This window comes from Siphonobacter sp. SORGH_AS_0500 (genome assembly GCF_031453245.1).
Taxonomy (GTDB): Bacteria; Bacteroidota; Bacteroidia; order Cytophagales; family Spirosomataceae; genus Siphonobacter.
In genome coordinates, this window is record NZ_JAVIYT010000001.1 from 1,001,358 (window position 1) to 1,016,450 (window position 15,093).

General features: G+C 45.8%; 13 protein-coding genes. 10 read left to right on the forward strand and 3 right to left on the reverse strand.

What is annotated here, in order from left to right; genetic code table 11:
• Positions 1-21: 21 nt before the first annotated feature.
• Complete coding sequence (gene dprA / locus QE357_RS04220; RefSeq protein ID WP_106635126.1) at positions 22-1,119, reverse strand: DNA-processing protein DprA; 1,098 nt, start codon at positions 1,117-1,119, stop codon at positions 22-24.
• A gap of 189 nt (positions 1,120-1,308) precedes the next feature.
• Here dprA and QE357_RS04225 point away from each other — a divergent pair, with 189 nt between their 5' ends.
• The 9 genes from QE357_RS04225 to QE357_RS04265 all read left to right on the forward strand — a co-directional run bounded on the left by QE357_RS04225 (position 1,309) and on the right by QE357_RS04265 (position 11,722).
• Entirely contained in the window at positions 1,309-3,084 is a 1,776-nt protein-coding gene (locus QE357_RS04225) for a cytochrome c peroxidase (RefSeq protein WP_309706084.1), read from the forward strand.
• Between the two features lie 107 nt (positions 3,085-3,191).
• Positions 3,192-4,214, forward strand: a complete 1,023-nt coding sequence (locus QE357_RS04230; RefSeq protein WP_309711315.1) for an SPASM domain-containing protein — start codon at positions 3,192-3,194, stop codon at positions 4,212-4,214.
• 198 nt (positions 4,215-4,412) lie between these two features.
• Positions 4,413-5,192, forward strand: coding sequence for a ParA family protein (locus QE357_RS04235; RefSeq protein ID WP_106635128.1), 780 nt, complete (start codon positions 4,413-4,415; stop codon positions 5,190-5,192).
• A gap of 65 nt (positions 5,193-5,257) precedes the next feature.
• Positions 5,258-6,169, forward strand: a complete 912-nt coding sequence (locus QE357_RS04240; protein WP_106635129.1) for a ParB/RepB/Spo0J family partition protein — start codon at positions 5,258-5,260, stop codon at positions 6,167-6,169.
• Positions 6,170-6,242: 73 nt separating this feature from the next.
• The gene (locus QE357_RS04245; RefSeq protein ID WP_106635130.1) at positions 6,243-6,857 is read left to right on the forward strand and encodes a DUF5683 domain-containing protein; all 615 of its coding nucleotides are present in this window, start codon (positions 6,243-6,245) and stop codon (positions 6,855-6,857) included.
• A 137-nt stretch (positions 6,858-6,994) separates the two neighbouring features.
• On the forward strand, positions 6,995-7,714 hold the full coding sequence (gene dapB / locus QE357_RS04250) for a 4-hydroxy-tetrahydrodipicolinate reductase (RefSeq protein WP_106635131.1): 720 nt from the start codon (positions 6,995-6,997) through the stop codon (positions 7,712-7,714).
• 74 nt (positions 7,715-7,788) lie between these two features.
• On the forward strand, positions 7,789-8,922 hold the full coding sequence (gene lepB, locus QE357_RS04255) for a signal peptidase I (RefSeq protein ID WP_307142130.1): 1,134 nt from the start codon (positions 7,789-7,791) through the stop codon (positions 8,920-8,922).
• Between the two features lie 175 nt (positions 8,923-9,097).
• Positions 9,098-10,708 carry a sodium/sugar symporter gene (locus tag QE357_RS04260; RefSeq protein ID WP_106635134.1) on the forward strand — a complete coding sequence of 537 codons (1,611 nt, stop codon included), beginning with the start codon at positions 9,098-9,100 and terminating at the stop codon, positions 10,706-10,708.
• A 138-nt stretch (positions 10,709-10,846) separates the two neighbouring features.
• Positions 10,847-11,722 carry an inositol oxygenase family protein gene (locus QE357_RS04265; protein ID WP_309706094.1) on the forward strand — a complete coding sequence of 292 codons (876 nt, stop codon included), beginning with the start codon at positions 10,847-10,849 and terminating at the stop codon, positions 11,720-11,722.
• Positions 11,723-11,953: 231 nt separating this feature from the next.
• On the opposite strand, the gene QE357_RS04270 is transcribed toward QE357_RS04265, so the two are convergent.
• Complete coding sequence (locus tag QE357_RS04270; protein ID WP_307142133.1) at positions 11,954-13,144, reverse strand: class I SAM-dependent rRNA methyltransferase; 1,191 nt, start codon at positions 13,142-13,144, stop codon at positions 11,954-11,956.
• Between the two features lie 513 nt (positions 13,145-13,657).
• The gene (locus QE357_RS04275; RefSeq protein WP_309706097.1) at positions 13,658-14,608 is read right to left on the reverse strand and encodes a zinc dependent phospholipase C family protein; all 951 of its coding nucleotides are present in this window, start codon (positions 14,606-14,608) and stop codon (positions 13,658-13,660) included.
• 179 nt (positions 14,609-14,787) lie between these two features.
• Here QE357_RS04275 and rpsT point away from each other — a divergent pair, with 179 nt between their 5' ends.
• Positions 14,788-15,051 (forward strand): 30S ribosomal protein S20, encoded by a 264-nt coding sequence (gene rpsT, locus QE357_RS04280; RefSeq protein WP_106635137.1) that lies wholly within the window; start codon positions 14,788-14,790, stop codon positions 15,049-15,051.
• The last annotated feature ends 42 nt before the right edge of the window (positions 15,052-15,093 follow it).

The window sequence follows — 15,093 nt, forward strand, 5'->3', positions numbered from 1 at the left end:
AACCGAAACCATGAACCAAACTTAAGAAAGTCCATACACTTTTCCGGGCAGACTTCGGATAAGACCCTGAAATTCCAAATTAAGTAACAAAGAAGCCAGCTTAGCCATGGGAATCTGTGATCGCCAGGCCAGATCATCAATGTGCTGAGAACCAGCATCTCGTAATAAGCTCATAATCTGACTCTCTTCCTGTGAAAGCATGCTCAAATCCTGTAAGTGATCTTTAGCATTAGCTGATTGTTCACCCCAATTCAAACTGTCCACCATCGAAGGCACATCAAGAAAGAGTTGGGCTTTGTTGTGATAAATCAGGAAATTACAGCCTTCCGAACCGGGGTTTTTCAGATTACCCGGAATAGCGAAAACATCCCGATTATAGTTGTTCGCGTACTCTGCCGTTCCCATCGCTCCGCCTTTCTTCGCCGATTCAATCACAAGTACCACGTCAGAAAGCCCGGCAATGATCCGGTTTCGATTTAGAAAAAAACGTCGGTCGGGTTTGATACCCAAGGGTTGTTCAGACACAATACCGCCCAGTTCCTGCATCTGAAAAGCCGTTTTCTGGTGTTCTGCCGGGTAAATCGTATCAAGCCCATTGGCCATTACTCCAAACGTGGGTAAATCATATTTCAGGGCTGCTTTATGAGCAGTAATGTCAATGCCGTAGGCTAGTCCGCTTATAATGGCCGGTTGGTAAGGGGCTAGTTGTTCCACTATTTCTTCAGTCAGGCGACGGCCATAATCTGTTGCTTTGCGGGTGCCTACAATACCCACCGTTCGCGGGTGGTTCATAGTTCCCTGCCCTTTAAAGAAAAGCACAGCCGGGGCATCGTAAAGCGATTTCAAACGAGGAGGGTAATTTTTATCCGTAAAAAACAGAAAAGTATAACCACCCTGGTCCAGCCGTTGAAGCATTTGTTCGGTCTGAACAAAGCTAGTCTTAGCAGCAATGGTTCGGGATAATAAGTCACCGATACCCCGGATTTTCTGAAGTTTTCCCGGAGGTAACTTAAAAACGGCTTCAGCCGACCCGCAGTTGGAGACCAGTAAACGAGTAAGCATATCACCCACACCAGGCGTAAGCCATAAAGCCAATTGGTAGAATCGTTCGGAATACATAGAGTTACTAAATAAAGGCTGATAAAATTGAATAATTTTGAGTATAAATAATCATAATGGCTTGATTAATACCTGAACGGTCAGGCTGATTAATTAATCATGATTTTTCTGAGCAGGCATTTTTGATGGCTAAAGAGCGGTACTTTTGAAGTAGAAAGGCACGTATCCTTCCCAAACTCAAGCTTTAATATGCCCCGTTTATGGATTTGTTTACTGCTCATCATAGCCTTGCCTACCTTACCGTCCTGGCGGTCGGAACGTACGCAGGCAGATGACTTGAAAGAACGTTTTCGCGAGCGACTGGCAGAATTTAACCGGGCCACCGAACGCCTCGAACGAAGTTATCCCCTGGATACCCTAAACTCCCGTGAATCTTTTCTGAAAGCCCGGCTTGCCTACAAGCGAATCGAGTGGCTGGTGGAGGGGTATGACCCCATCATGGCCCGGCAGATGAATGGCCCGCCCGTAGAGGAAGTTGAAATGGAAGATCAGTTGTTGATCGAACCGACAGGGTTTCAGGTAATCGAAGAAATCATTTTTCCCCGACTGGATACAACCCGGCTGGATGAGCTGCAACAGGAGTGCGAAGAATTGCAGGCCAACGCCCGACTAGTAGCCAAACATCCCTGGCTCAATGAGTTACAGACGGTGCATTTCTGGGATGCCCTGCGGCTCGAACTGGCTCGTATAGGTACATTGGGAATTACGGGGTATGATTCACCCGTGGTGCATTACTCCTTGCCCGAAGCCCTGGCTTCGCTGGAAGGCTGCGAGGATTTGATTAATGCCTATGAAGTAAGTGCTGAAACGGAAGCGTATCTAAAGAAAACCAAAGCCGCTTTAAAAGGTGATTTTGATACCTTCGATCGGGCTGAATTTCTGACTCAGTGCCTGCGTCCCTTGTGCCAGTCGTTGCAGAAAGATCAACAACGGTTTGGGATTCCGGCGTTAAGAGACAATGGTCGTTTTCTTGCAACGGATGCCTGGTGGATATTTGATAAAGACGTTTTTCAACCCGAATTGTACAGTCCGCAACCCGAATGGCCCGCAACCGAAGGCCGCATTGCCCTGGGCGAAAAGCTTTTTAAAGAGCCCTTACTTTCGGGAAATGGGCAGCGAAGTTGTGCGACCTGTCATCAGCCCGAGCAGGCTTTTACCGATGGGTTACCGAAAAGTCAGACCCTGGATCATCAGGGAACCGTAGCCCGAAATGCTCCTACGCTTTGGAATGTAGCCTTGCAGGCGACTTTGTTTCAGGATGCCCGCTCGGCTTCGCTGGAAATGCAGATTGCGGATGTGATGAAAAATCCGCTGGAAATGAATGGCTCGCTTTCAATCGCTGTATCTAAGTTATCTCAGAACAAAAGTTATAAGGAAGCCTTTAGAAAAGCGTATGGTTCGGAGGTAAAGTCAGATCAGGTTATGAACGCTCTGGCGGCTTACTTACGCTCCTTGATCCGGCTGGACTCCCGTTTTGATCAGTTTATGCGGGGTAATGCCCATGCTCTTACTGCCGAAGAAAAACGCGGATTAAATCTCTTTGCCGGAAAGGCGAAATGTGCTACCTGCCATTTCATGCCTTTGACAAATAGTATGTTACCGCCTTCCTATGAACATTCGGATGTGGAAGTATTAGGTGTTCCGGCTCAGGCTGATTTGGATCACCCCACGCTGGACTCCGACTGGGGAGCTGGAAAGATCGCCAATTTCAGTGTATTACGTTATGCCTTTAAAACGCCGACGCTACGGAATGTTGAACATACAGCTCCTTACATGCATAACGGCGTTTTTAAAACCCTGGAGGAAGTCGTGGAGTTTTATGATCGGGGCGGTGGTCAGGGCATTGGGCTGGACGTTCCAAACCAGACTTTGCCGCCCGAACCGCTGGGATTAACCGTTCAGGAAAAGGCCGATTTGGTCTTGTTTATGAAAACTTTGACCGATGTACCTGATTCACAGAAATAGAAAATTTCAGAGCCACTCTGGAATAATTCACCAAGAAATGCAGTTAGCCTTTCACGAATGCCGATTCTGAAATGTAAGCAGGCATTTGCGTTCGCTACAAACCTATGATCAATCGAAATCTTGTCGACGGGCTTAATTTTGTTTCCAAACTCAACGCCAAACGGGTTTGGAATGGCCTCAAAGTCGTCTCCAGTTATATAGAATCCAAGATTACCCAAAAGCCGGTTCACCGGGGTTTACCTATTGCTTTATCGTTTGAGCCGACGACTTCGTGCAACCTGCGTTGCCCCGAATGCCCGAGTGGGTTACGTTCCTTTACGCGTCCGACGGGGATGCTGGAAGGAGATTTATTCAAACGAACCATGGATGAAATCGGAGATGAGCTACTGTACCTGATCTTCTATTTTCAGGGCGAACCGTATTTACACCCGCAATTTCTGGACATGGTTCAGTATGCTTCCCAAAAGAAAATTTATACCGCTACCTCCACCAACGCCCATTACCTGACGGATTCCTACGCGAAGAAAACGGTTGAAAGTGGGTTGGATCGGTTGATTATTTCCATTGATGGTACAACGCAGGAAGTTTATCAGCAATACCGGGTAGGGGGAAAACTGCACAAGGTGATCGAAGGAACAAAAAACATCCTGAAGTGGAAAAAAGAGCTGAAGTCTCAAACGCCACACGTGATTTTTCAGTTTCTGGTCGTGCAGCCCAATGAACATCAGATTGAAGAGGTGAGGCAGTTGGCGGCTGAGCTGGGCGTAGACGAAGTGGGGTTGAAAACCGCTCAGATTTACGATTACGAAGACGGCGATCCGCTGATTCCGACGATTGACAAATATTCCCGGTACGCCAAAGAAGCTGACGGGAAGTATCGCATCAAAAATAAGTTTGTGGATCACTGCTGGAAAATGTGGCACAGCTGCGTCATTACCTGGGACGGGCTGGTAGTTCCCTGCTGTTTTGATAAGGACGCAGAGTATCGGTTGGGAGATTTGAAAGAACAGTCCTTTAAAAGCCTCTGGAAGTCAAAAGCATACGAACAGTTTCGGGCTTCCCTGATACGAAGTCGTTCTGAAATAGAAATGTGTAAAAATTGTACGGAGGGAACGAAAGTTTGGGGGTAATGAGTTCTTTTTCAGGCTATTAAATAGATTTCATAAATTAGTAACATCAATATTTATAGTAATAAGTAACTGATTTTCAATAAGTAGACTTTCCGGGAGTCTACTTATTTTTTTTTGCGTGAAACTTTCGTGGAACATTCCTAGGCAATCCGACTGAATGTTCGCATCTTTGAAATTCTAACGCACCGAGTTTAACGTATGGCCAAAGTAATTGCCATTGCCAACCAGAAAGGGGGCGTCGGGAAAACCACCACGACGATTAACCTGGCCGCTAGTTTGGCAACCTTGGAGTACCGAACTTTGATTGTAGATGCCGATCCACAGGCAAACTCTACTTCAGGCTTGGGCTTCAATCCGAAAGAAATTGAGAATTCCATCTACGAATGCATGGTCGATGGAATTAACGTCTCCGATATTATCATTCAAACCGACATTGATTACCTGGATCTGATTCCTTCGCACATTGATCTGGTCGGTGCTGAAATCGAGATGATTAACCTGAAAACCAGGGAAGAGAAAATGAAGGAAGCTCTGGCTTCCGTTCGGGATGATTACGATTTCGTAATCATTGACTGCTCGCCTTCGCTGGGTCTGATCACCATTAACAGCCTCGTGGCGTCTGATTCGGTTATTATTCCGGTTCAGTGCGAATACTTTGCTCTGGAAGGTTTAGGCAAGCTGCTCAATACGATCAAGATTATTCAGAGTCGCCTGAATACCAACCTAAGCATTGAAGGGATCTTGTTAACGATGTACGACCTGCGGGTACGGTTATCGAATCAGGTGGTGAATGAGGTAACGGCTCACTTCCAGAATATGGTGTTTAATACCATCATTCCCCGTAACATTCGCTTGTCGGAATCTCCCAGCTTTGGCGTTCCCGCCATCGCCCATGATGCTGACTCGAAGGGAGCCATTAGTTACCTGAATCTGGCTCGGGAAATTCTTACCAAAAATGGCTTAGTAACTATTGATTGAGAACGTGTTTAGGATTTAGAGCAACGAAAACCTCGAACGACTAAGTCTGAACAGGGAAGGAAGATATGAATAACACCAATAAAAAACGGGTTGGGTTAGGACGTGGTCTGGGAGCCTTATTACAGGACTCAGACTCGGTCAATAGCCGGCCCAGTGCCACCCCACTATCGGCTCTGGAGCACATTAGCTCCATGAACGAGATTAATGTTAATTTTATTGAAACCAACCCTTTCCAGCCGCGTACTCATTTCGATGAGGAATCGTTGCTGGAACTGGCGGAATCGATTAAAATTCAGGGTATTATCCAGCCAATCACGGTTCGCCAGTTAGGCCGTGATCAGTATCAGCTTATTTCTGGCGAACGGCGATTACAGGCTTCCAAACGGGCCGGGTTAACGCACATCCCTGCGTACGTTCGGACGGCCAATGACCAGCAAATGCTGGAAATGGCTCTGATTGAGAACATCCAACGCGAAAACCTGAATGCCATCGAAATCGCTCTGAGTTATCAGCGGCTGATTTCGGAGTGTAACCTCCGTCAGGAAGAACTAGGCGACCGCGTAGGGAAAAACCGGACAACGGTTAATAACTACATTCGTCTGCTGAAACTTCCTCCAGTGATTCAGGCTTCCCTGCGGGATAATAAAATCTCAATGGGTCACGCCCGGGCCATTATTAACATTGACGACGTTGATACACAACTAAGTTTGTTCAAACGCATTGTCGATGAAGACTGGTCCGTACGGCGGGTAGAAGAGGAAGTTCGTAAAATTCAGAACCCTGAACTGGCGGATTCGAAGACGAAAAAAGTACCATTGAAGCAGGAAATTCGGAATATTCAGTTCCGTTTATCTTCGTTCTTTGGTTCAAAGGTTTCGATCAAATCGGACGAAAAAGACAAAGGCGAAATTCGCATTCCCTTTACCAATCAGGAAGATCTGGAGCGAATCATTGGTGCTTTAGGTGAGTTATCATAAGAATATTTAACAGTTTTTAGAAGTGATACGAAGTAATTCAGAGCGTTCTTTGGCCTTTCAATTTCCGATAGCCATGAAATATCTGCTTTACTTCGTATTGTTTTTAGGGTTAACCCAGTCGGCCTTCGCTCAAAAAGTGGATTCGCTGGAGATCGCCAAAGTGGGTGTAGACTCGCTGGTAAAGACGATTCCGGCTCCGAAGGGTAAGCTCAAAAAGCCTCTGAATATTGTTCCTCGCTACGCAACGTACAAATCTTTGGCTTTGCCTGGTTTAGGGCAGGCTTATATCCGTCAATATTGGACGATTCCTATCATTTATGCTGGTTTTGGTGGGTTAGCTTATGCCATCCATTGGAACCAGATACGGTATAAGGATGCTATTGGAGGCTGGCAAACCCTGCTTAATGAGAAGGCTACAACGGTTCCGGTTCAAATTGGAAATACTTATTATCCAGCATTGACTGAAAATCAGTTACGACAAGCAACCGCACAATATCGCCGCCAACGCGATTTATCCATCATTGGCTGTGTCGTTTTATATGCCTTTCAGTTGGTGGAAGCGAATGTTTCGGCTCACTTAAAAACGTTTGATAATACCGACGATATTTCCCTGAAATTTAAACCCGGCGTTCGAACGGATTACGCAAGTACGCCCATTGGCATTACTGCCGTTTATACATTTAAGTAACTGAGTTTGAATGTTGTTTGATAAAACAGGTTTGAAATCGTTTGATTAGTTTGAATAAAGTTTGAAGATTTTCACACGTTCTTAGACATTCAAACAGCCTCAAACTACATTCAAACTTTCCTCATACAAGAATTAATATGCGAATAGTACTCTTAGGTTACGGAAAAATGGGCAAAGTCATTGAACGTATTGCTCAGGAACGTGGCCACGAAATTGTAGGTCGGATTGACGAAACCAATCGGGAAAGTTTTTCCGAATTTTCTCCCGCGACCGCTGATGTGGTTATTGAGTTCAGTCACCCCTCGGCGGCTCTGCAAAATTTGAAAGATTCCATTGGTCAGGGCTTACCCACCGTTTGCGGAACGACCGGCTGGCTTGAACATCGCTCCGAAATTGAGGCCCTCACTGCTAAAACCAGCGGAGCTTTCTTCTACGCTTCCAACTATAGCATTGGCGTCAATCTGTTTTTCCGTATCAATAAGCGACTGGCCAAGTTAATCAGTCCTTATCCCCAATACAGCGTGGAAATGACGGAAATCCATCATATTCATAAACTTGACGCTCCCAGCGGTACCGCGATTACGTTAGCCGAAGGAATTCTGGAAACGAATGACCGTTTATCCCAATGGGTATTGGAAGAAGGCGACGGACAAACTACCTTGCCGATCCATGCCGTTAGGGAAGGTGAAGTGCCCGGAACGCACATCGTTACGTATCAGTCAGAAGTGGATTCCATCGAGATTAAACATACCGCTCACAATCGTCAGGGTTTCGCCCTCGGGGCAGTCGTAGCCGCTGAATGGCTGGTAGGTAAAGTAGGCGTGTTCGGAATGGATGATTTATTAGGAGAAGAGTAATGTAGTTGCTGGTTATGGGTTGTCAGCATATCTAACAACCCATACCTAACAACCAACACCTAAAACAAAAGATAATGGAAGTAAAAACGGCTCAGCAGGGTCAGCCTAAAAAACAAAAATCGGCCTTTCGCGAGTGGATTGATTCGGTCACGTTTGCAGTGGTAGCGGCTACGCTCATTCGCTGGTTATTTCTGGAAGCTTATACCATTCCAACCCCTTCGATGGAAAATAGCCTGTTAGTGGGTGATTTTCTTTTCGTAAGTAAGTTGCACTACGGAACCCGCACGCCCCAAACGCCTTTGCAGGTTCCTTTAACCCACCAGAAAATCTGGGGAACGAATATTGATTCGTACCTCGACTGGATCAAGTTACCCATGTACCGCCTGCCCGGTTTTTCAAGCGTGAAAAATGGCGATGTTGTGGTTTTCAACTACCCTGACTCCCTACACTTGCCGGCTGATCTACGTCCCAATTACATCAAGCGTTGCATTGGTATTCCCGGCGATGTTGTGGAAGTTCGTGATACGCAGGTATGGATCAATGGCAAGGCGATGGAGAATCCCGAAAAGATGCTTGAACCGTATTTCGTTCATACGAAAGAACAGTTGGACCAAAAGTTTTTTCTGAAATACGATATCTGGAATCGTCAGAACGAATCACGCAACTGGACTGAACATTTTGACATTGATTCCGTGCGTAAAGAAACGGTCCTAACGGGATATGATGTAACCACGAGTGCAGGAGTGGTGAAGCAATTTCAGGACATGGGACTTCAGGTAGAGCCACTGATATACCCTAAAGGTCAGCAGGATCTCAGTGTTTATCCTAACTCTCCTTTGTTTAACTGGAATCGGGATAATTACGGTCCGATCAAAATTCCTAAAAAAGGGGAAACCATTCAGTTGACTACTGAAAATGTTGCTTTGTACCGCGATGTTATTGAAAACTACGAATACAATGATAAAGTAGAAATTGATGGTACTTCGGTAAAAATCAATGGTCAGGCAGTTTCGACTTATACCTTCAAACAGGATTATTACTTCATGATGGGGGATAATCGCAGTAACTCAGCCGATTCGCGTTATTGGGGTTTCGTTCCTTCCGATCATATCGTGGGTAAGGCTGTATTCGTCTGGATGTCACTTGATCCCGAAGGAACCTTCCTTAATAAAATCCGTTGGAAACGTCTGTTCCGCCTGATTGATTAAGTAATTTCATCGATCATAACTGAAAGCCCGTGCTGAAAACCAGCACGGGCTTTTTTAGTAGGTTGTATGAGTTTGAGATAAATAATTAAATAAATAATCCTATTTTGTGGTCCGATACCCCACTCATCTTCCTGAAAGGATTTATCTCTAACCTCCTAAAACTTTTACAACCGAAATGCAGGGCTTGCAAAGTATTGATTACGGTGTCTTTTTGATCTATTTTCTACTGGTTTCCCTCTACGGGTACTGGATTTATCGTCGGAAAAAGTCCAGTGAAATCAACACCAAAGATTTCTTCCTGGCCGAAGGTTCTCTGACCTGGTGGGCCATTGGAGCTTCGCTGATTGCCTCGAATATTTCGGCTGAACACTTTATTGGCATGTCTGGCTCGGGTTTTGCGATGGGGCTGGCCATTTCTTCCTACGAGTGGATGTCGGCGGCTACCTTGATTATCGTTGCCATTTTCTTTATCCCGATTTACCTGAAAAACAAGATTTATACCATGCCACAGTTTCTGTCGCAGCGGTATAATGACACAGTGGCCACAATCATGGCGATTTTCTGGCTGTTGCTTTACGTCTTTGTTAACCTTACTTCCATCCTGTATTTGGGAGCTTTAGCGGTCGAAACCATCTCGGGGGTTCCATTCACGTATTGCATGTTTGGACTGGCTCTATTTGCCATTTTCATTACCCTGGGTGGTATGAAAGTAATTGGATACACCGATCTGATTCAAGTGGTAGTGTTAGTCATGGGTGGTGTAGCGGTAACCTTTCTGGCTTTGCAAATGGTCTCGGATCAATGGGGAGGAAGTGGCGTCATGGATGGATTAAGCTTACTCCGAACCCACGCTGACGGGCATTTTCACATGATCTTCTCGGAAGGGCATCAGTATTATTACGAATTACCGGGTATGGCCGTGTTGTTTGGTGGTATGTGGATTAATAACCTGAATTACTGGGGCTGCAATCAATACATTGTACAGCGGGCTCTAGGGGCTGATTTACCCACGGCCCGTAATGGAATTCTGTTTGCGGCTTTTCTGAAGTTAGTTATACCCATGATCTGCGTGATTCCCGGCATTGCGGCGTATGTACTCTACCAGAATGGAGCTTTCCAACAGGAAATGGTCGATGCAGCGGGAAATGTCAAACCCGATCATGCCTATCCCACATTAATGAATTTGCTGCCGAACGGATTGAAAGGTCTGGCTTTTGCAGCCTTGACTGCCGCTATTGTGGCTTCCCTGGCGGGTAAATGCAATAGTATTTCGACCATTTTTAGTCTGGATATTTACAAGAAATTTCTCAATAAAGACGCTTCTGAAAAGCAGACGGTCTGGATTGGTCGTATTGCGGTTTGGGTGGCTTTCGCGATTGCCCTCATGATTACTCCGCAGTTGCGACGACTGGAACAGGCCTACCAATTCATTCAGGAATATTCGAATTACCTGACTCCCGGAGCTTTCGCCCTGTTTTTCCTGGGCTTATTCTGGAAACGAACGACCTCTACGGCGGCTCTGGTGGCAGCGAGCTTATCGATTCCCCTGGCCTTATTATTCAAGTTTGTTCCTGAAACGCCAATTCCTTTTCTCCACCGTACGGGCTGGTGCTTCCTGATTCTGGTGAGTATTATGGTTGTAGTGTCCCTACTGGATTCCGCCAGTAAGTTTAACCCCAAAGGCCTTACCTTAACGCGAAGTATGTTTCGCATTTCACCCTCTTTCGTGGTGTTCTCGGTATTAGTCTGGGGAATTATTGCGGCTTTGTATACCGTATTCTGGTAAAAGCTTAGTATTTGAATTGTGCAAAATTATAGTGGTATGATTCAGTAATTATAAAATTCTATTACCTTTGAAAAGAATGGTAACTCATTCAATCTCAAGAGCAAAAAACTATTTCTTACCTTACAAAACCGGCTTACAATGAAAACCGAATTCACTGCTGAAGAAAAGAATCCGCTGGCTAGTTTGGATGTGTGGGAGGATGACGTACTCGAGCGTTACCCCGAACCTCAGCAAACGGCTAAAGCGAAAGATGAATTCAGAAATTATGAAAACCCCGAGCGTGATACCGTTCGTGAGTTTTATCGACTGAATCACACCTATCAGACGTATGATTTTGTTCAGCAAAAAAAAGCGGATTTTTTGAAGTTCGATCGGAAAGAAATGCCCATTTGGGAAGCTTTTGATTTTCTTAATACCCTCGTGGACGACTCTGATCCCGACATTGAACTGGATCAGTTGCAGCACTTACTCCAAACCTCAGAAGCCATTCGGGCCGATGGCCATCCCGACTGGTTTGTGTTGACAGGGTTATTACATGATATGGGTAAGGTGTTATGTCTCTTCGGAGAGCCTCAATGGGCAGTCGTGGGTGATACATTCCCGGTAGGTTGCAAACCTTCAGATAGGATTGTTTATCCTGAATTCTTTGAAGCCAATCCTGATACGAAGGACGAGCGATATAACACAAAATACGGTGTTTACGAACCCAATTGCGGTTTACGAAACGTACACATGTCCTGGGGACACGATGAGTATCTGTATCACATGATGAAGGATTACCTGCCTGAATCAGCTCTGTACATGATGCGTTACCACTCGTTCTACGCTCAGCACCGTGAAGAAGCTTACGATCACCTTATGGACGATCATGACCGCGAGATGTTCAAATACGTTCGTTTATTCAATCCGTATGATCTGTATTCAAAAGCTCCGGTGCCACCGAATGTGAAGGAACTGAAGCCTTACTATCAGGATTTAATTGCGAAGTATCTGCCCGCAACGATTAAATTCTAGAGATAGTCCTATACTCTGTCATTTCGAACGTAGTGAGAAACCTTACTCGAGAAATCGGATAATTTATTAGGAGGCAGTTACTATCTGCCGTAGGAGAATGATTGGTAATCTGAGTTAAAGTTTTTTTCTATTGTTGTCCGCGGCTGTGTACACGGATGCCTGAGAAACACGGACGAACAGCTATTACCAATAAATAAAGGAGCCGATTCAACAGTGAATCGGCTCCTTTATTTATTCTACGTATAAAACTAAACCCTTCAGGTAATGACCTTCGGGATGGAAGAAGTTCACGGGGTGATCGGGGCCTTGTGAAAGGTGATGTAATACCCGAACCTGCCGACCGGCTTCAATGGCTGCTGCAACGATGGTATTGTAGAACAATTCACGATCTACGACTTGTGAGCAGGAGAATGTGAACAGAATACCACCCGGAGCCAATCGCTTGAGCCCTTCAATGTTAAGTCGCTTATACCCCTGTACGGCCCGGTGACGAGCGTCCATGCTTTTGGCATAAGCCGGGGGATCGAGAACAACGACGTCATACTGCTGATCGTGCGTTTTCAGATACTTCATTACGTCTTCCGCGTAGGCCTCATGCGTGGGTTGACCACCTTCGTGATTAGCAGCTACGTTTTGCTCAACCAGACGAATGGCTTTTTCGGAAACATCAACCGAATGAACCAGCGAAGCCTGAGCTGAAAGAGCATAAATCGAGAAACCACCGGAATAACAGAAGGCGTTGAGAACCCGCTTGCCTTTCACGTACTTGGTTAATAACTGACGATTTTCGCGTTGATCCAGAAAAAAGCCCGTTTTCTGACCCGTTTGCCAGTCAATCAGGAAGGTATGACCATTTTCCAGCACGGGATGAGGTAAGCTTATCGTCTCTTTTTGCCAGAGGTAACCGTTCTGAACCGATTGGGCATAACGATCGGGTAAGGTTTCGTGGCTTTTATCGTAAACGCCTAGTAACTGATCGCCGTAAAGCGTTTGCAAAGCCTGAGTAATGCTTTCGCGTTCGCGGTGCATGCCGACGCTATGGCCCTGAAAAACGACTACGCCGTTGTACCAGTCAAGAATCAGACCGGGAAAACCATCGCCTTCGCCGTGCACGAGTCGGTAGCAGGTCGTATTCGTAAACTGAAGTGCCTGCCGTACGCGTAAGGCTTTCTCCAAACGCTTGAACCAGAAATCAGCGTCGGGCGTAATGGGTTCGAACGAAAAGAGCTTAACTGTGATCGAACCTTCGTGGTAATGACCCGTGGCGAGGTAATTTTTCTGATGATCGACAACCTCAACCACTTCGCCATCCTGTGGCTTCCCGAAGACTTTGGCAATAGCACCCGAAAATACCCAGGGGTGAAAACGACGAACGGGGGCGTCCTTTCCGGGCTTTAATATGATCTGAACAACTGATTCCATTAGGCAAAGATACGGCGGACTTGGGGTTGTTAGTTGCTGGGTGCTGGTTGTTGGGTAAAAGTTGTTGTTAGGGGGAAAATTAAGTAGGTAACCTAACCCTCCCTACCGTCAAGGTTGGTGTCTTCACCAACCATTACTTGCAGAGAAAGGCTGGTGAAGACACCAGCCGAAGCGTCAGTGAAGAGTATGGGTGAAAATGGGTAATAAAAATCTACCAAAAGCTACTACCGCCAAGGTTGGTGTCTTCACCAACCATTACGTGCAAAGAAAGGCTGGTAGGGCCCCAGCTAGAGCGTCAGTGGTGGTTATTGGTTATTAGTATAAAGCTATTCGCAGGAGAAAAATAAGCGGGTAAAAGAACATCTAGAAATTCGACTCAAAGCTTTCAGGAAATTAGCTAAGAAACTAATTAATAAAGGCCCTTGACCTGGAACTTAATAGTACACAATAGCACTGCCCAACAACCAACAACCAACAACCAACAACCAACAACCAACAACCAACAACCAACAACTACTCCTCCGGTCGAATGCCGAGCAGTCGCTGGAGCCAGGAGCGTTTTTCCTGATCTTCGGATTTTTTATCCTGCTCAGATAACTCTTGAAGGGTATTCAAATCGGGCTGTCCTGCGTCGATCCAGCAGGTATACCAGAAGTCACCGATCATTTTGATGGAAGCCCGCATCTGTTTTTCAACCTGATGATTCAAGGCCTGATGGTAACGCTCGGAAAAATCGCGGGAATAGGTTTTCTGATGCGTAGCTCCCCGTTCTTCAATGCTGTATTTTCGAGTTACCCCCAATTCCTGCGTTAACTGCGTTTCCAGTAAAAACAAAGAATCCAGGCAATGATGAGCCTGTTTCACATTGGCCCAGGCTCGCTGGGCGGGCGAACGCACGTATTCGGCAGGTCCCACAAAGAAGTCGTATCGCTCGGCGTATAATTCGGGCAGGCGACTTTCCCAGAAGGCATGAATGCCTTCCTGTCCCGTCAATTGACCATTGTAATTTCTAGTCGTATGCAACGGTACATTACCATCGGCAATGTAATGGCCTAACTCTGCCGAAAGCTTGAGAATGCGGGACGTATGATGCTCCTTGAAGGCCGCTGTTAGTTGATACTTCATCCGTTGAATTTGCCAGGGGACAATGCCGTGAGCATTGAGCGTATCCTCACCCCAGAATGCCACTGCTTCTTTCCAGTAAGGCTTCACCCAGACGCTGTCGCCGTAGGCTTCTACGTCGAGGTAATGACGGGCAGCTTCTCCCACTACCGCGTAACGGCGTTTGTCGGGATTGACAGAGTTCTCCATCAAATACACCAGATGTTTTTTGTAAAAACGGGCCATTTCTGGGGGTAAGGTAAAAATGGCGAGGCGATTGATGCGTTGATGGGCGTAGAAACCCCAACTGAAAGCCAGAGGACTAGTCAGAAAGCAAAAAATAAAGATAGATACACGTTTCATGGGTGAAGCAAGTCTTAGGGGGGTGAAGGAAGGCTGGTTACTATTTTTTTTGGATAGCTAATTTGAAGTAATTCACCGGATTAGTAAAGAATTTTTGAGACAACGGCTGGAGTTTTAAAAAGAAAGACTTACTTTTGCATTCCTATTCCGAAAATCCATAGTTCCAGTAATATAAAGACATGGCAAACCACAAATCAGCTCTGAAGCGGATCCGTGCTAACGAAACAAAACGCCTTCGTAACCGTTTCCAGCATAAAACGACCCGTACGTTCATCAAGAAACTGCGTAGCACTACTGATAAAGTAGAAGCTCAGGATCTGTACAAAAAAGTTTCTTCGATGTTGGATAAACTCGCGAAGAAAAATGTTATCCACAAAAACAAAGCAGCAAACAACAAGTCGAAGTTGGCAAGATTTGTCAACAAACTGTCAGTAGCAGCTTAAGTAGCGGATTGCTCATTGATCGAACGGTAGGACACCGTTTGT